Here is a 15,550-nt window from a genome sequence, read left to right as displayed (position 1 = left end):
CTCGGGGTGCGCGCGACACGCCAGCGGCTCGATTTCGCATTCGGGCGAAGGTGTTGCTAGTCTCTTCGAGTTGCCAATCCCTGATAGCTCAATTGGCAGAGCAGCCGGCTGTTAACCGGCAGGTTGATGGTTCGAGTCCATCTCAGGGAGCAAGCAGAACCCCAGCGCTTCATGCGCTGGGGTTCTTTCGTTTCCGGGCAACTCGTGATCCTCTAGTGGGGTCAGACCATCTCGACACGAGGGCGTGCAGCGAATGAGCAGAGGCGGGTCGAGTCAGGACCGGATGAACTGGGCGCGCTCGCTGAGCTTCTCTGCTCGGGAGATCGTGGAGCCGACCTCGTTCGGCGAGGCCGCGGGCATCATCGCGAGCGCCAGTCGTGTGCATGCCCTCGGTACGAGACACTCCTTCAGCGACGTCGCGGACACCAGTGGTGTGCTGGTGAGCCTGCGGCAAGTGCCCACGGATCTTGTCATCGACGGGCTCGCGGGGACGGCGGTCATGAGCGCAGCAGTCCCGTACGGACGAGTAGCGCCGCAGCTCGATGAGGCAGGCTCTGCGCTCCACAACGCCGGTTCCCTGCCGCATATCTCCGTCGGCGGAGCCGTCGCCACCGGGACGCACGGATCCGGGACTGCCCTTGGCTCGCTCAGCACGGCGGTCCGCGCCCTCGAGATCCTCGGTCCAGACGGTTCGCTCCGGACCATCGAGCGGGGCTCCGAAGGATTCCTCGGCGCAGTTCTCCACCTCGGCCTGCTTGGGGTAGTCACGCGGGTCACCTTGGATATCCAGCCGCGCTACAGCATGCGACAGGACGCTTACGGGCCAATGCCTTGGCGCACCTATCTCGAGAACCTTGATCAGGTCCATCGGGCTGGCTATTCGGTCAGCGCATTCACGACCTTCGACGGTGCCGTCAGCGAGGTGCTCGTGAAGTCCCGAATTCCAGAATACGAGGACGACATCGACGTCGAGGATGATCTGTTCGGATCGCCCCGCCTTCCGGGCGAGGCAGACTCCGAAAGCGTGACCGCTCGGGACGGCTCGGTGGGACCTTGGTGGGATCGGCTTCCCCACTTTCCGATCGCCTCCACACCGAGCGTCGGCTCGGAGCTGCAGAGTGAGCACTTCGTGCCGCTCCGGCACGCGGCGGCCGCGCTCGAGGCGGTCCGGGCGCATTCCGCTCGCCTGCAACCGCTGCTGCACGTCTGCGAGCTCAGGACGATGGCGGGGGATGAGCTCTGGCTCAGCCCGACTCAGGGTGAGGACGTGCTCTGCGTGGCGTTCACGTGGAAGAAGCTCGCGGCGCCCGTCCTGGAGCTCCTGTCCGTCATCGAGCGCAGCCTCAGCCCGTTCGAGGCGAGGCCCCACTGGGGCAAGCTCACCTCGCTCGGCCGCGACGAATTCAACGAACTGTATCCGCGCCTGCCCTCATTCCGTCGCCTTGTCTCCGAGGCGGATGCAGATCGGAAATTCGTGTCCCCGTTCAGCGAGCGCCTTCTGGATATCTGAGGGGAATCGCAACGTGCACTGTCGCGAAAGTGTGCCGGAATGCGCGCGATACGCCACCAGTCTCTGAATCAGTACTTCCGCATTCGCGCGAGGGTCTTTAGACTCGGACACGTTGCCCGTGAAGCACCAATTGCAGAATTGCAGGAGACTCCTTGCCGAAGTCATCCACCGCCACGTCAGACACCCACCTCGACGTCCCGGGCCGGCGCGCGCGCAGAGCAAAAGAACGCCGCCGCGCCAGGCTTCTCGCCGTTCCCGTCGTCGCCGCGACGCTCGGCCTCATCGCTGCCGCGTCGATCGGCGCAGCTGCCGTCACGGGTGCGGTCGACGACGGCCAGTCGACGGTGCCGGTCGTGAGCTCCAAGGAGCACGACGGAGTCACCTACACCGTCTCCGGCAGCGTTCCGGGGCAGCTCATCGGCACCCGCGACATTCCTGTCGTGCAGGGAACCGGTGCCGGATCCGCCGGTGGCACGGTGGCACCGGGCGTCCAGTGGCCCGTCGACATGAGCCTCGTGCGAATCAGCGACGGCTTCGGACCACGCAACTCACCGTGCTCGGGATGCTCCTCGAACCACCGCGGCCTCGATATGGCCGGCCCCCAGGGCACACGGGTCGGGACCATCGCCAACGGCATCGTGATCGAGTCCGTTCCGACCGACAGCGGCGGCCTCGGAGCCCACGTCGTCGTCGAGCACCGCATCGACGGCCTGCAGGTGCGTTCCGTGTACGCCCACCTTGTCGCAGGTTCGCCAGCGGTCAAGGTCGGCGACGAGGTCAGGACCGGACAGCTCGTGGGCCTGCTCGGCAACACCGGCGCCTCGACCGGGCCGCACCTGCACCTCGAGACCATCGTCGACGGAACCCACGTCGACCCGCAGAAGTTCCTCAGTAAGTACGCGGATGGGGCTGCCGTGGACATCTTCGGCGAGGCGCCGACGTGGAACCCGCCGACGAACGATCCGTCAGAGAAGGACTACTGGGAACCGCGCGAGGACACGCCGAAGCCGCCGGCTGACCAGGTCCCTGACACGCCCGCGCAGCCCGCCCAGCCCTCGACGCCCCCGAAGGACACGACGTCGCCGGCGCCGTCTCCCACGGAGACCGAGTCGTCCACGCCGCCGCCGTCCACGTCGCCGAGCCAGGAGCCCGAGTCTCCGAGCCCAGCTCCGTCGCAGTCGCAGGAGCCAGCGGCCCCGACGCCGCCGGCGGAGTCCGAGTCGGCCGCACCCGGCCCGTCGACGGGTTCGTAGGCACGGAACTCTGCCACGGCCCTGGAAGGGCCAGGCCGCGGCCTCCTCTCAGCGCCATTTCTCCGGGTATTCTCGACCCCCTGGCCCTACTGTTGCTGGGGGATGCTCGTCGGCAGTTCAGCCGGTGAGTGGAGAGATCCGAGGATGGACGAGCTGTGATTCGCACGTACAGTGCTCCGCGCGCCGATTGGCGAGCGAGGTTCGACTCGATCGGCTTCACCTTCTACGACATGGAGTCCGAGGGTGGGCGGCCGTACTGGCAGGAGGAAGCGGCCTACGGCTTCTCAGGAGCCGAGATCGATGCGTTCGAGGAGGCGACGGCTGAGCTGTTCCGGCTCTGCATGGAGGCCTGCGAGCGCATCGTGCGCGATCGTCGCTTCGCGGAGTTCGGCATCCCGGTCGAGCTCTGGGACCTCGTCGAGAAGTCCTGGGACGAGGACGATCCCACCGTGTACGGACGATTCGACCTCGCGTACGACGCTGCAGGCACGATCAAGCTCCTCGAATTCAACGCGGATACGCCCACGTCGCTCGTGGAGTCCGCCGCCGCGCAATGGCAGTGGCTCGTCGAGACACGGGGCGACGGCGCCGACCAGTTCAACCTCCTGCACGAGCTGCTCGTGGAGCAGTGGGTGCATCTCCGAGTGCAGCGCTGGTTCCTCCCGCAGGGCGCGCGCCTCCATCTCGCGTCGCTGCACGATAGCGGCGACGGGCAGCTCATCGTCGAGGACGCCGACACCGTTGGCTACATGGCGGAGACCGCGCGTCTCGCGGGTTTCGAGGTGAAGCAGATCTTCATGGAGGATGTGCAGTTCGATGAGGACGCCCACGGCTTCATCGACGGCGACGGGGAGCGCATCGAGCGCATCTTCAAGCTGTACCCCTGGGAGTGGATGGTGCGTGAGGAGTTCGCGCAGTACTTCCCGACCACGCGAGCGACAACCGCCTGGGTCGAGCCGATCTGGAAGATGATGCTCTCCAACAAGCAGCTCCTGGTCGTGCTCTGGGAACTCTTCCCGGATCATCCGCTGCTGCTCGCGGCCTACCCGACTCCCGATCGACTCCGTGGCAGGGCGTACGTCGAGAAGCCGAAGCTCGGACGCGAGGGCGCCAACGTCACGATGTACGACCTCGTGGGGCGCAAGACGGCCGAGAACGGCGGCGACTACGGCGCCGAGGGCTTCGTGTACCAGGAGCGGGCCACGCTCGCGAACATCGACGGCAAGACGGTCATCGTGGGTTCCTGGGTCGTGGGTGAGACGCCTGCCGGTATCGACGTTCGGGAGACCAGTGGGCCCATCACGGGCGACCTCGCCGAGTTCGTGCCCCACTACATCACCGACCATGAGGAGCGACCATGACGTACGAACCGAAGCTGCGCCGCAGCCGTGGCGTGACCCTGTCCGGAATCGCCCGCCCGTCGACGCCGAAGACCGTCGGAGCGATGGGAGTCGCGGCCGCCATGATGTTCCTCGCTGGCTGCAGCACCGTCCCAGATGATGGGGTCGTGGTCGAAGGCGCCGACGGCGAGAACTACGTGCTGCCCGATGGTGCGGAACGCCCGACCTACACGTCGAAGGAGGACTGCCTCGCCGATGTGAACGAGCAGATCCAGCTCCTCGAGCAGCAGGGTGAGCAGGTCGAGGGGGACGCCGAGTCGCTGTGCGAGTCGTCCAGTAGCTACGGAACCCACTACAGCTCCGCACTCTGGCTGGGGCCGGTGCTCTTCGCGTCCTCCCGCTGGAACAGCACTCGCGTGAGCTCGTGGGCACCCGTCACCTCCGGCGGGTTTGCGGCCCCCGGCTCCTCCGCTCACTCCGACGTCGCCCAGAAGGCCCCAGCGGGAGCGACCGTCGGCTCGAGGGCACCATTGAAGAGCGGTTTCGGGGCGACGGGGAAGTCCGGGTTCGGCTCGACGGTGAAGGGCGGCGGCGGCAGCGGCAGCTCGACGGGCGGCTGACCTCTCTCGGCCCGGTCGCGGGGCTGGAGAATGGGGGCATGACCTCCGCCGACGTGATCCGCTACGACGACCTCCAGCCCGCGCCCTGGCAGAACTGTCTGGGGGTGACTCGCACCATCAGAGCCATGCCGGCCGGAGGTGGCTGGTCGCTGAGTATCGCGACGATCGAGCAGCGAGCCGAGTTCTCGCTCATCCCGGAAGCTCAGCGTGTGCAGCTCGCGATCGACGCGGTGCGTCTCGAGATCGACGGCCGAGAGGTGGTGCTCGGCCCGGGGGAGCAGGCGCGGTTCGCCGGCACGCAGCACGTCGTCGGGGCATCCGTCGCTGGCAGCTCGCAGGTGCTGAATCTCATGTACTCCGATGCGATTCCCGCTCTCGATGTCGCCGTGGTCCGAGATGCTCGTGAGCTGCCACTCGATTCCGTGGCAGTCGTCGTTCTCGACGGCGAGCTGATCTGCGGGCCGCTTGTCCTCGCCCGCTTCGACACGGTGGTGCTCGAGGGAAGCGTCAGACCGTCGATCTCCGGCGTGCGCGGGCTGTTCGCGGTCGTTCGAGCAGCCGCGCGGAACTGAAGGGTGCATTGCCATTTGGTGGCAGAACCGTTTTACTAGGTGGAAACAAGCGCGGTCGATCCGAGTAACGATCCACGTCTACGGTTGCCTGCAATGAAGGAGGCACGATGGCCGAACCCTCGACCCGAACAGTCGAACGGGCACTCTCCCTGCTCGCGATCGTCTGCGAGCACGGCAGCCTGAGCCTGGCCGAGAGCTCGCGCCTTGCGGAACTCTCACCCAGTACGTCGCTCCGGCTGCTGCGCACGCTCGAATCCTCGGGGTTCGTGAGCCGCGATGAAGCGGGTGATTTCCACGCCGGGAGCCGGATCGTGCAGCTCGGGGCGCGAGCGCTCTCGAACGACAACCTCGTGCTGCTCTGCTCGCCGGCTATGCGCGACATCGCCGATTCGACCGGCGAGTCGGTCTACCTCAGCGTGCCCGGTCACGCGGACCAGGCGCTCTACATCGCCATCCATGAGGGCACCCAGTCGGTGCGGCACACCAACTGGGTCGGACGCACTATTCCGCTCGAGGGCTCGGCTTCCGGACGGGTGCTTCGTGGTGAGAGGCCCGCCGTCGGCTACGTCACGCTCGAGAGCGGCGTCGAGAAGGACGTCACCGCGGTTGCGGCCCCGGTCGTGCTCCACGAGCGAGTCATCGCCTCGCTCAGCGTGCTGGTTCCGAGCTACCGCATCACGCCGAGCAAGGTCGAGCGCTACGGCGCCCTCCTCAGCGGCGCGGCCGCCAGCATCGAGCACTCACTCAGCGCGACCACGTCAGCGCGCCCCGGCCCTGCCTGAGCCGGCCCGGGCAGCACTCGTCCCCCTTCCTCAACTCTTTCCGGTCACCAAGGGATCACGCACATGAACGCACACGAGAACATCAGGGCCCCACGCGGGTCGCAGCTCACTGCGAAGAGCTGGCAGACCGAGGCGCCGCTGCGCATGCTCATGAACAACCTCGACCCGGAAGTGGCCGAGCACCCGGAGAGCCTGGTCGTCTACGGCGGCACGGGCAAGGCGGCGCGCAACTGGGAGGCGTACGACGCGATTGTCCGCACCCTCACGACTCTGGAGGACGACGAGACGCTGCTCGTCCAATCGGGCAAGCCGGTCGGCGTCTTCCGCACCCACGAGTGGGCGCCTCGGGTCCTCATCGCGAACTCGAACCTCGTCGGGGACTGGGCCAACTGGCCCGAGTTCCGACGACTCGAGGCTGCCGGCCTCACGATGTATGGCCAGATGACGGCGGGTTCCTGGATCTACATCGGCACGCAGGGCATCCTCCAGGGCACCTACGAGACGTTCGCGGCCGCCGCCGAGAAGCGCTTCGGCGGCACGCTGGCGGGCACCCTGACGCTCACGGGTGGCGCGGGTGGCATGGGCGGGGCGCAGCCGCTCGCCGTCACGATGAACGAAGGTGTGGTCCTCATCGTCGACGTGGACGCGAGCCGGCTCGAGCGCCGCGTGGAGCACGGCTACCTCGACGAGATGACACACGACCTCGACGACGCGATCGAGCGCGTGCTTGCCGCGAAGGAGGCCCGCGAGCCTCGCTCCGTCGGTGTGGTCGGCAACGCGGCGACGATCTTCCCCCTGCTCCTTCAGCGTGGCGTCGCCATCGACATGGTCACCGACCAGACGAGCGCGCACGACCCACTCGCCTACCTCCCCGAGGGTGTGAGCGTCGAGGAGTGGAAGGCCGAGGCAGAGCGCGACCCGGTCGGCTTTACGGAGCGCGCCCGCGCCTCCATGGCCAAGCAGGTCGAGGCCATGGTCGGGTTCCAGGATGCCGGTGCCGAGGTCTTCGACTACGGCAACTCCATCCGGGCCGAGGCGAAGCTCGGCGGGAACGAGCGAGCCTTCGAGTTCCCGGGATTCGTGCCAGCGCACATCCGCCCGCAGTTCGAGGAGGGGCGCGGACCCTTCCGATGGGTGGCGCTCTCCGGCGACCCCGCTGACATCGCCGCGACCGACCGAGCGATTCTCGAGCTGTTCCCCGACGACGAGCGACTGCACCGCTGGGTCACGGCCGCGAGCCAGAAGGTGCACTTCGAGGGCCTTCCCGCCAGGATCTGCTGGCTCGGCTACCAGGAGCGGCACCTCGCCGGGCTCAAGTTCAACGAGATGGTCGCCACCGGCGAGCTCTCCGCGCCCATCGTCATCGGCCGGGACCACCTCGATTCCGGCTCGGTCGCCTCGCCGTACCGCGAGACCGAGTCGATGAAGGACGGTTCGGACGCGATCGCGGACTGGCCTCTCCTGAACGCGCTCCTCAACACCGCCTCGGGAGCGACCTGGGTCTCCCTCCACCACGGCGGCGGCGTCGGGATCGGCAGGTCGATCCACTCCGGTCAGGTCATCGTGGCCGACGGCACCGACCTCGCCGCGCAGAAGATCGAGCGCGTGCTCACCAACGACCCCGGCACGGGCGTCATGCGGCACGTGGACGCTGGCTACGAGCACGCCGCCGACGTAGCGAGGGAACGCGGGCTGCGGGTGCCCATGTGGGAGGGCGAATGACCGAGCGGCGCACCGCGCTCCTCGAGGTCGCCATCACCGAGGAGTCCTCTCGCAGCGAGGTCCGCCCATGAGCGTGGAGTGGGTCTGGATCGAGACCCTCGTCCGCGGTGATGAGGTCCTGCGCGCTGTCAGGCTCCGCTGCGAATCGGGGGAGGTCGTCGAAGAGCAGCTCGGGGTGCCCGCCGCCGATGGCGACCTGGTCCTCGGCACCGTCTTCCCCGCCTTCGGCAACGCGCACTCGCACGTCTTCCACCGCCTGCTCCGCGGGCGAACGCACGCAGACGGCGGGAACTTCTGGTCCTGGCGGGACAAGATGTACGCCATCGCGGGCCGGCTCACGCCCGAATCGCTGGAGCGGGTCGCCACGGCCTGCTACACCGAGATGGTGGCGAGCGGATGGGGAGCCGTTGGCGAGTTCCACTATGTCCACCATCAGCCCGACGGCACGCCCTACCCCGACCACGACATGGAGCTGGCTCTCGCGCGTGCCGCCGAGACCGCTGGCATCCGCTTGACCCTGCTCGACACGTGCTACCTTGCCGGTTCGATAGGAACGGGGCTCTCAGCGCAGCAGCGTCGGTTCGGTGATGGCCACGCAGCGCGGTGGATCGCGCGGTGGTTCTCACTCGGGGAACGCCTCAGGGCCGATCATCCGCAGGTTGTGCTCGGCGCTGCCCTCCACTCCGTGCGGGCTGTGCCGCCGGCCGCGATCGCAGAGATCACCCGCGCTCTCCCGGACGACGTTCCCCTGCACGTCCACCTGTCAGAGCAGGTCGCGGAGAACGAGCAGAGCCTGGCAGCCCACGGGCGCACGCCCACCGAGCTGCTCGCCGACGCCGGAGCGCTCACCTGCCGCCTGAGCGTCGTCCACGCGACGCACCTGAGCGAGCACGACATCGCGCTCCTCGGCGCAGCCAGGGTGCACGCTGTCTTCTGCCCGACCACGGAAGCCGATCTCGGAGACGGCATCGGCCCCGGCACGGAGCTCGCCGCCGCCGGCGCCCGGCTGGCCGTCGGCTCGGACCAGAACGCGGTCGTCGATCCCCTCCTCGAACTGCGCGGCCTCGAGGCCGGCGAACGGCTCCGCTCACAGACGAGGGGACGGTTCTCGCCCGGTGAGCTCACCGAGATCGGCACGACGGCCGGGTACGCGTCGCTCGGCTTCGCCCCGCCCGCGACGCTTGGCGGGCCGTTCGACCTCGTCGAGGTCGACGCCGCCTCCGTCCGGACCGCGGGCTCGCACCCCGCACAGCTCGTGCTCACGGGTACGTCGAGCGACGTGCTCCGCACGGTGGTCGCGGGCCGGGTCGTCTATGACCGCGAGAGTGACTCGGCGCGGATGGCGCAGGCGGCCGCCGAGCTCGCCGTGCTCTCGGCGGACCCATCATCCAGCGCCGACGGAATCTCAGCAGGGAGCAGCACATGAGCGCGACGGTCTTCAGGAACATCGGCGAGCTCACGACCAACGGGGACCTCGGGGTGCTGCACGACGCGGCGCTTGTGCTCGACGGCCAGCGGGTGGTGTGGGTCGGCGCGGACGTGGATGCGCCAGCGGCCGACAGCAGCTTCGACGTGGGTGGCCGAGCCGTGCTGCCTGGGTGGGTCGATTCCCACACCCACCTCGCCTTCGCGGGGGACCGGTCGACGGAGTTCGCGGCGCGGATGGCGGGGGAGACGTACACGGCGGGTGGCATCAAGGTGTCCGTCGAACGCACGCGCGCAGCGAGCGGTGACGAGCTGCGCTCGCTCATGGCCGAGCGCATCCGCACCGCCAACGTCAATGGCACCACGTGGCTCGAGACCAAGACGGGATACGGCCTCGATGTCGAGACCGAGGAGCGCTCCGCGCGCCTTGCGGCGGAGTTCGGTCAGGACGTGACGTTCCTCGGTGCGCACGTCGTGCCGGACGGCTGGGACGCAGACGACTACGTGGCCCTCGTGACGGGCCCTATGCTGCAGGCGGTTCGTCCGTACGTGGCCTGGATGGATGTGTTCTGCGAACGAGGCGCTTTCGACGAGGCGCAGTCGAGGGCGGTACTGCAGGCCGGCCTCGACTCCGGTCTCGGACTGCGGGTCCACGGCAATCAGCTCGGTCCCGGCCCCGGGGTGAGGCTGGCGGTGGAGCTGGGGGCGGCGAGCGTCGACCACTGCAATTTCCTGGACAACGAGGACATCGATCGGCTCGCCGCGTCGAGCACCGTGGCCACGCTGCTTCCCGCCTGCGACCTGTCGACTCGCCAGCCGTTCCCGCCGGCTCGGAGCCTCATCGATGCCGGGGCGACGGTTGCGCTGGCGAGCAACTGCAACCCGGGAACCTCGTACACGACGTCCATGGCCTTCTGCGTCGCCACGGCGGTGCTGCAGATGCATCTGAGCGTCGAAGAGGCGGTCTGGTCGGCCACGATGGGCGGTGCCGTCGCGCTGCGTCGGCACGAGGGGGAGCTGCCGATCGGAGGGCTCATGCCCGGCTTCCGTGCAGACCTCCAGGTGCTCGACGCCCCCTCGGTCACGCACCTGGCCTACAGACCGGGGATGCAGCTGACGCAGGCGGTCTGGCAGGCGGGGGTCCGTCTCGCCTGAACTGCGCGGCTCCGCACCATGCGGCACAGAGCTCACTCCCATCGGAGCACCAGCCGCCAGCCGTCCGGGTCTCTGCGCAGGTCGTAGAGGCACGCGTCTGCGCCGTGCCCGTCGCGACTCGCGCTGACCCGCCAGAACTCGGTGTCGAGGCGCGACGGGTCGCCCTCGCCGGCCCACCAACGCTGCTGGACCCGCCGGTAGAACGACTGTGGGAGGCCATGCACGATGTAGGCGAAGCGCTCCCACCAGAAGACGGATGGGAGCTCGTCGACGAGTTCGACCTCGATGGGGTCGTCAAGCGCTGTGGTCATGTCGGAACCCTCGCAGGAGCCACCGACAATGACCGGGCGGTTCAGCCCTCGAGGTCGTCCACGCCTGGCAGCCAGCTCTTCCCCGGCCCGCCCCAGCTGCGCTTGCGCATGACCTTGAACGCATCCTTGTACCAGGGATGCTCGAGGCGGTCGGCGTAGATGATGCCGTTGAGGTGGTCGTACTCGTGCTGCAGGATGCGCGCGAACCAGCCCTCTGCCTCGATCTCGTACTGCGAGCCGTCCAGGTCGGAGGCGCGCAGCAGCGCGCGCTCGGACCTGCGGAGGGGGTAGCGCTCGCCCGGGAACGAGAGGCACCCCTCCGATTCGAGCTCGTCGTCCAGCTCGAGCAGGGACTCGGGCTCGGCCGGCGTCACGTACAACTCGGGGTTGATGGCCACGCCACGGCGCATCGTGCCATCCGCCTCCTCGTAGGAGTAGACGAAGAGGCGCTTGCCGACGCCGACCTGGGGGCCCGCGAGGCCGACACCGGGGGCCGCATCCATGGTCTCGAACATGTCCGCGACGAGCTGGCGGATCTCATCGGTGATCTCGTCGACCGGGGCTGCGGCTTCGTGGAGGACTGGCTCGCCGTAGATGCGAATTGGGAGAGTTGTCATCCCATCAGCGTATCTTCGCGGCAACATCCCTTCACGACGCGCGCCGCACAATAGGATTGCCCATCATGACCATCGCACCCCTCAGTGATCTGGCAGTGCTTCCGGGGCTCTCCCCGGTCCAGATGATCGGCATTCCCCTCGCGCTCGTCGGCGCGGTCTTCATGTCGCTGGGCGCCATGTACCAGCACCGCGGTGTCAGCAAGGTCGAGGCGGCGAGCGGCACGAGTGGTGCTGCCGGGCTCAACCTGAAGCATCTCCTGGCGCTGCTGAGTCGACCCTCCTGGGTCGTCGGCACCGTGATGCTCGGTCTCGCAGTGGTCTTGCAACTCGCTTCGTTCGTCTTCTCGCCGATCATCGTGGTGCAGCCGCTCGGAGTCGTCTCCCTGCTGCTCACGACGCTCCTGACCGCCCGTGCGATCCGCCAGCGGCTCCCGAACGTGAAGATCTTCGCGGTGGCGCTGTGCATCATCGGCGTCGGCGCGTTTGTCACCGTGGCGGCGCTCTTCGCGAAGGAGGGGGCGATCTCCGATGAGCAGGTCTCGACGGTGCTCGTCCTCCTCGCGATCGTCGTGGTCGTCTTCGGCACGGCGTTCTTCCTGCTCCGCAAGCGCTTCAAGGCCCTCATCTACGTGCTGGGCGCCGGCATCATCTACGGCTTCGTCGCGACGCTGGCCAAGATCACGATCAACCGCATCCAGCACGACAACTTCGAGTGGCTCACCCTCATCTGCCTCGTCGCGCTGCTCGTCGCGACGGGCGTCGGCGGCTACTTCGTCCAGAACGCCTACGCCTCGGGACCGCCGGACATGGTCATCGCCGGACTCACGGTCATCGACCCGATCATCGCCGTGGCCATCGCCATCGCCGTGCTTGGCGAGGCGAGCGCTGCACCGTGGTACGCCTTCGTGATGTTCATCGTCTCTGGTGCCATCGCCGTGACGGGCGTCTTCGTGCTCGAGCGGGGGCAGACCGAGGATGAGGTCGAGGCGGTGCGCCGGAGCGCAGTGGAGGGGCGCGGTGCACTCGATCTCGAGGGTCGCCGCCACGACGCCGAGGGCCGAGCTGCGGGCACGCCGTCCGACGATGGGGACCGAGTCGAGCAGCGAATCGAGGCGCCGGGCCGCAGCGCCGCCTCGAAGCACGGGCCCGCCCGCACCATCGACCAATAGCAGAGCTTCAGCGTGTGCTGCGGCTCCGCCTCAGCGCTCGGCCAGTACCATGACGTGAGATTCCGCGAGCGACGACCACCACCTGTCGCGAGCCCAGATGAGATCGAGGTCACCACCCCGTGCCGAATGAAGGTCGTTCACCAAGCAGCACCGCCGTCGCAGCAGATGGCGAGCGGCCGCTCAAGATCCTGATCGCGGGGGACACCTTCACGCCCAACGTCAACGGTGCCGCCAAGTTCACGGAGCACCTCGCCTCCGGGATGGCCGCGCGAGGGCACGACGTGCACGTCATGGTCCCTGCCGCCAGCAGGCGTCACGGAACGTGGACCGAGCAGTACGACGGTCAGAACATCACCGCCCACCGTCTCCGTTCGCACCGCTGGTGGGCACACGACTGGCTGCGTTACGCGCCGCCGTGGCACATCCGCGCAGAGTCGCAGCGTGTTGTCGACGAGGTGCGCCCCGACGTCGTGCACTTCCAGTCGGCTGTGATCATCGGCCGCGGTGTCGCGATCGAGGCTGAGAAGCGCGGCATCCGGATCATCGGCACGAATCACCTCATGATCGAGAACCTCGTCGATCATTCGCTCCTGCCGCAGGCTCTGCGCGGGCTTGCCGCGAGCATCTGGTGGAAGGACGCGCGTTCCACCCTCGGACGTGCGACGGCCATCACGACGCCAACACGTCGCGCCGCGGACTTCCTCGAGGCCAACGGCGGCATCTCCGATGTGCTCGCGATCTCGTGCGGCATCCGAACCTCCGACTACACCTTCGACTTCTCACCGCGTGAGGCGAAGCGCATCCTCTTCGTCGGTCGCGTGACCGGCGAGAAGAAGATCGATGTGCTGCTGCGTGCCCTCACGTTGCTCCCTGGCGACGTGCACCTCGACATCGTGGGAGGCGGCGACCAGAAGAAGAACCTGCAGTCGCTCGCGAAGCAGCTCGGGCTCGCCGACCGGGTGACCTTCCACGGCTACCTGAGCGACAAGGAGCTTCGCCGCATGTACACGCGCGCCTCCGTGTTCGCCATGCCGTCGATCGCCGAGCTGCAGTCGATCGCGACGATGGAGGCGATGGCCTCCGGGCTGCCGGTCGTCGCGGCCGACGCGATGGCGCTGCCCCACCTGGTGCACGACGGCGAGAACGGCTTCCTGTTCGAGCCCAACAACAAGCGGGACCTCGCGGAGAAGCTCTCGAAGGTGCTCTCCCTCTCCTCCTCCGAGCGGGAAGAGCTGGGTCGCGCCGGACTCGACCTCGTGCGCATGCACGACATCGACCGCACGCTCGAACTCTTCGAGCGCCTCTACCGGGGAGCTTCGGTCAAGGACGTCGCCCGCGACTCCGTCAACGAGCAGGACCACTCGCTCGACTGACCCGGGGCGAAGGCTCTCCCTCGACGCCCGCCTGCCTCACGCCGTTCCCGGCGCCGAGGCCTCTTGCTGCGCGGGCAGGGTCAGGATGCGCGCCCCGTTCGCCGTGATCGCGATGGTGTGCTCGGTGTGCGCGGTGCGGCATCCTGTCGCGCTGCGAAGCGTCCAGCCATCGTCGTCGGTGACGAGCGTGCGAGTGTCGGCCATGACCCAGGGTTCGATCGCGAGCAGCATTCCTGCGCGGAGGCGAACGCCGCGGCCGGGGCGGCCGTCGTTCGCGACGTGCGGGTCCTGGTGCATCGTCGAGCCGATTCCGTGCCCGCCGAACTCCATGTTGATCGCGTAGCCCGCGCTCGTGAGCACCGAGCCGATCGCGTGCGAGATGTCGCCCATGCGGGCGTCAGGTCTCGCGACGGCGATGGCGGCCTCGAGTGCGCGCTCGGTCGTCTCGATGAGGGCTTCATCGCGAGGGTCGCGGGTGGACCCGACGATGAAGCTGATCGCGGCATCCGCGGCGATGCCCTCGGTGATGATCGCGAGGTCGAGCGTCAGGAGGTCGCCGTCTGCGAGGCGGTAGTGGTACGGCTTGCCGTGGAGGACCGCATCGTTCACCGCGGTGCAGATGTAGTGGCCGAATGGGCCACGCCCGAAGGACGGCTCATAGTCGACGTAGCAGGAGGTGGCGCCTGCGTCGAGGATCATCGCCTTGGCCCAGCTGTCGATCTCGAGCAGGTCGGTGCCGACTCGGACGCGAGCCTTCAGGTCCTGCAGGATCGTGCCGACGAGTCGGCCCGTTCGTGCGGCGCGCTCGACTTCAGCCTCGTTGAGGATCTCGATCATCGGGGGACGTCCTTCCGGAGGTGCTGACTCTGCCAATAAGTATCCCGGTAAAGATATACCGGATTAGTATCGGGTCATGGTCAGACTCCCGCTCAGCCCCGAGGAGATCGAACGAGGGGAACGCCTCGGTCTTCTCCTCCGACGATCACGAGGCGACCGCGCCATGCTGCGCGTGGCGCTCGACGCGGGCGTATCGCCCGAGACGCTGAGGAAGATCGAGTCAGGGCGAGTCGCGACGCCTGCGTTCTCCACGATCGCCGCGATAGCCGGTGTGCTCGGCGTCTCGCTGGACGACGTCTGGGCTCAGATCAGCGCGCCGGATGCCGCGGGCGACGCACCGGACGCCGGGGTGCAGATCCGCGCGGCCGGCTGACGGCTCCTAGCTCGACTGTGCGGAACGCGCTTCGAGCGCGGATTCCAGACGCTCGACCTTGCCGTCGAGCTCGCCGCTGTGGCCCGGGCGGATATCGGCCTTCAGGACCAATGAGACGCGGCTCCCGAACTGCCCGACTGCCTCTGTTGCGGCCTTGACGACGGCGAACACCTCGTCCCACTCGCCCTCGATGGTCGTGAACATCGAATCGGTGCGATTCGGGAGGCCGGAGGCGCGCACGACGGCGACCGCCGCGGCGACCGCGTTGTGCAGTGACGCGTCGCCCTCTTCCGGGGAAGGGGCGTCTGGACTCGGGGTACCGCTTGGTGCGACGGAGAAGGCAACGATCATGCTGACCATCGTGCCACGAGGGGGCCTCGAGGTGGCCTGCAATCGAGACCTGAGTAGGGCGGGTGGGACTCGAACCCACGCATCGTCCAGTTATGAGCCGGATGCCTTAACCAGCTTGGCTACCGCCCCAAGCGCTGTCG

16 protein-coding genes and 2 tRNA genes are annotated in these 15,550 nt (G+C 68.0%); 13 read left to right on the top strand and 5 right to left on the bottom strand.

Going from position 1 to position 15,550, the window contains the following annotated elements:
- The first annotated feature begins 77 nt into the window (after positions 1 to 77).
- From ITJ61_RS04680 to hutI, 10 genes are all read left to right on the top strand, one after another.
- Positions 78 to 150, top strand: a tRNA-Asn gene (locus ITJ61_RS04680).
- A 133-nt stretch (positions 151 to 283) separates the two neighbouring features.
- Positions 284 to 1,510, top strand: coding sequence for a D-arabinono-1,4-lactone oxidase (locus ITJ61_RS04675; RefSeq protein ID WP_181059293.1), 1,227 nt, complete (start codon positions 284 to 286; stop codon positions 1,508 to 1,510).
- A gap of 152 nt (positions 1,511 to 1,662) precedes the next feature.
- Positions 1,663 to 2,763: a M23 family metallopeptidase gene (locus ITJ61_RS04670; RefSeq protein ID WP_194685648.1), complete on the top strand. Its 1,101-nt coding sequence runs from the start codon at positions 1,663 to 1,665 to the stop codon at positions 2,761 to 2,763.
- Positions 2,764 to 2,918: 155 nt separating this feature from the next.
- Positions 2,919 to 4,124 carry a glutathionylspermidine synthase family protein gene (locus ITJ61_RS04665; RefSeq protein ID WP_323744298.1) on the top strand — a complete coding sequence of 402 codons (1,206 nt, stop codon included), beginning with the start codon at positions 2,919 to 2,921 and terminating at the stop codon, positions 4,122 to 4,124.
- Positions 4,121 to 4,723 carry a hypothetical protein gene (locus ITJ61_RS04660; protein WP_104298670.1) on the top strand — a complete coding sequence of 201 codons (603 nt, stop codon included), beginning with the start codon at positions 4,121 to 4,123 and terminating at the stop codon, positions 4,721 to 4,723. Before ITJ61_RS04665 ends, ITJ61_RS04660 begins: the two co-directional genes overlap by 4 nt.
- 38 nt (positions 4,724 to 4,761) lie before the next feature.
- Positions 4,762 to 5,295: a HutD family protein gene (locus ITJ61_RS04655; protein ID WP_194685647.1), complete on the top strand. Its 534-nt coding sequence runs from the start codon at positions 4,762 to 4,764 to the stop codon at positions 5,293 to 5,295.
- Between the two features lie 107 nt (positions 5,296 to 5,402).
- A complete protein-coding gene (locus ITJ61_RS04650; RefSeq protein ID WP_104241429.1) occupies positions 5,403 to 6,077 on the top strand; it encodes an IclR family transcriptional regulator in 675 nt (224 codons plus the stop codon).
- Positions 6,078 to 6,140: 63 nt separating this feature from the next.
- Positions 6,141 to 7,799, top strand: coding sequence for a urocanate hydratase (gene hutU / locus ITJ61_RS04645; protein ID WP_194685646.1), 1,659 nt, complete (start codon positions 6,141 to 6,143; stop codon positions 7,797 to 7,799).
- Between the two features lie 67 nt (positions 7,800 to 7,866).
- Entirely contained in the window at positions 7,867 to 9,225 is a 1,359-nt protein-coding gene (locus ITJ61_RS04640; protein WP_194685645.1) for a formimidoylglutamate deiminase, read from the top strand.
- Positions 9,222 to 10,379: an imidazolonepropionase gene (gene hutI / locus ITJ61_RS04635; protein WP_194685644.1), complete on the top strand. Its 1,158-nt coding sequence runs from the start codon at positions 9,222 to 9,224 to the stop codon at positions 10,377 to 10,379. Before ITJ61_RS04640 ends, hutI begins: the two co-directional genes overlap by 4 nt.
- A 32-nt stretch (positions 10,380 to 10,411) precedes the next feature.
- On the opposite strand, the gene ITJ61_RS04630 is transcribed toward hutI, so the two are convergent.
- Both ITJ61_RS04630 and def read right to left on the bottom strand, forming a co-directional pair.
- On the bottom strand, positions 10,412 to 10,690 hold the full coding sequence (locus ITJ61_RS04630; RefSeq protein ID WP_194685643.1) for a hypothetical protein: 279 nt from the start codon (positions 10,688 to 10,690) through the stop codon (positions 10,412 to 10,414).
- Between the two features lie 41 nt (positions 10,691 to 10,731).
- Positions 10,732 to 11,307 carry a peptide deformylase gene (def, locus tag ITJ61_RS04625; RefSeq protein ID WP_104241424.1) on the bottom strand — a complete coding sequence of 192 codons (576 nt, stop codon included), beginning with the start codon at positions 11,305 to 11,307 and terminating at the stop codon, positions 10,732 to 10,734.
- Positions 11,308 to 11,372: 65 nt separating this feature from the next.
- Here def and ITJ61_RS04620 point away from each other — a divergent pair, with 65 nt between their 5' ends.
- Positions 11,373 to 12,476, top strand: a complete 1,104-nt coding sequence (locus tag ITJ61_RS04620; RefSeq protein ID WP_104241423.1) for a DMT family transporter — start codon at positions 11,373 to 11,375, stop codon at positions 12,474 to 12,476.
- A 119-nt stretch (positions 12,477 to 12,595) separates the two neighbouring features.
- Positions 12,596 to 13,849, top strand: a complete 1,254-nt coding sequence (locus tag ITJ61_RS04615; RefSeq protein WP_323744297.1) for a glycosyltransferase — start codon at positions 12,596 to 12,598, stop codon at positions 13,847 to 13,849.
- 36 nt (positions 13,850 to 13,885) lie between these two features.
- On the opposite strand, the gene map is transcribed toward ITJ61_RS04615, so the two are convergent.
- Positions 13,886 to 14,686, bottom strand: a complete 801-nt coding sequence (gene map / locus ITJ61_RS04610; RefSeq protein WP_194685642.1) for a type I methionyl aminopeptidase — start codon at positions 14,684 to 14,686, stop codon at positions 13,886 to 13,888.
- A 76-nt stretch (positions 14,687 to 14,762) separates the two neighbouring features.
- On the opposite strand from map, the gene ITJ61_RS04605 reads away from it, so the two are divergent.
- A complete protein-coding gene (locus ITJ61_RS04605) occupies positions 14,763 to 15,059 on the top strand; it encodes a helix-turn-helix transcriptional regulator (protein ID WP_104241421.1) in 297 nt (98 codons plus the stop codon).
- Between the two features lie 6 nt (positions 15,060 to 15,065).
- Here the strand turns inward: ITJ61_RS04605 and ITJ61_RS04600 are convergent, their stop codons facing one another.
- Positions 15,066 to 15,410 (bottom strand): thiamine-binding protein, encoded by a 345-nt coding sequence (locus ITJ61_RS04600; protein ID WP_194685641.1) that lies wholly within the window; start codon positions 15,408 to 15,410, stop codon positions 15,066 to 15,068.
- Positions 15,411 to 15,464: 54 nt separating this feature from the next.
- Positions 15,465 to 15,539 (bottom strand) — tRNA-Ile (locus tag ITJ61_RS04595).
- Positions 15,540 to 15,550 lie beyond the last annotated feature (11 nt).

Source organism: Pseudoclavibacter sp. VKM Ac-2888 (assembly GCF_015351285.1).
Classification (GTDB): Bacteria; Actinomycetota; Actinomycetes; order Actinomycetales; family Microbacteriaceae; genus Pseudoclavibacter.
Note: the sequence above shows the minus strand (reverse complement) of the source record. Positions and strands in the feature narration are given on the sequence as shown.

Excerpts from the sequence above, each read along its gene's own strand:
- def (WP_104241424.1), bottom strand. The coding sequence starts at position 11,307 with ATGACAACTCTCCCAATTCGCATCTACGGCGAGCCAGTCCTCCACGAA.
- map (WP_194685642.1), bottom strand. The coding sequence starts at position 14,686 with ATGATCGAGATCCTCAACGAGGCTGAAGTCGAGCGCGCCGCACGAACG.
- ITJ61_RS04640 (WP_194685645.1), top strand. The coding sequence starts at position 7,867 with ATGAGCGTGGAGTGGGTCTGGATCGAGACCCTCGTCCGCGGTGATGAG.
- ITJ61_RS04620 (WP_104241423.1), top strand. The coding sequence starts at position 11,373 with ATGACCATCGCACCCCTCAGTGATCTGGCAGTGCTTCCGGGGCTCTCC.
- ITJ61_RS04660 (WP_104298670.1), top strand. The coding sequence starts at position 4,121 with ATGACGTACGAACCGAAGCTGCGCCGCAGCCGTGGCGTGACCCTGTCC.
- ITJ61_RS04600 (WP_194685641.1), bottom strand. The coding sequence starts at position 15,410 with ATGATCGTTGCCTTCTCCGTCGCACCAAGCGGTACCCCGAGTCCAGAC.
- ITJ61_RS04650 (WP_104241429.1), top strand. The coding sequence starts at position 5,403 with ATGGCCGAACCCTCGACCCGAACAGTCGAACGGGCACTCTCCCTGCTC.
- ITJ61_RS04655 (WP_194685647.1), top strand. The coding sequence starts at position 4,762 with ATGACCTCCGCCGACGTGATCCGCTACGACGACCTCCAGCCCGCGCCC.
- ITJ61_RS04675 (WP_181059293.1), top strand. The coding sequence starts at position 284 with ATGAACTGGGCGCGCTCGCTGAGCTTCTCTGCTCGGGAGATCGTGGAG.
- ITJ61_RS04630 (WP_194685643.1), bottom strand. The coding sequence starts at position 10,690 with ATGACCACAGCGCTTGACGACCCCATCGAGGTCGAACTCGTCGACGAG.
- ITJ61_RS04605 (WP_104241421.1), top strand. The coding sequence starts at position 14,763 with ATGGTCAGACTCCCGCTCAGCCCCGAGGAGATCGAACGAGGGGAACGC.
- hutI (WP_194685644.1), top strand. The coding sequence starts at position 9,222 with ATGAGCGCGACGGTCTTCAGGAACATCGGCGAGCTCACGACCAACGGG.
- hutU (WP_194685646.1), top strand. The coding sequence starts at position 6,141 with ATGAACGCACACGAGAACATCAGGGCCCCACGCGGGTCGCAGCTCACT.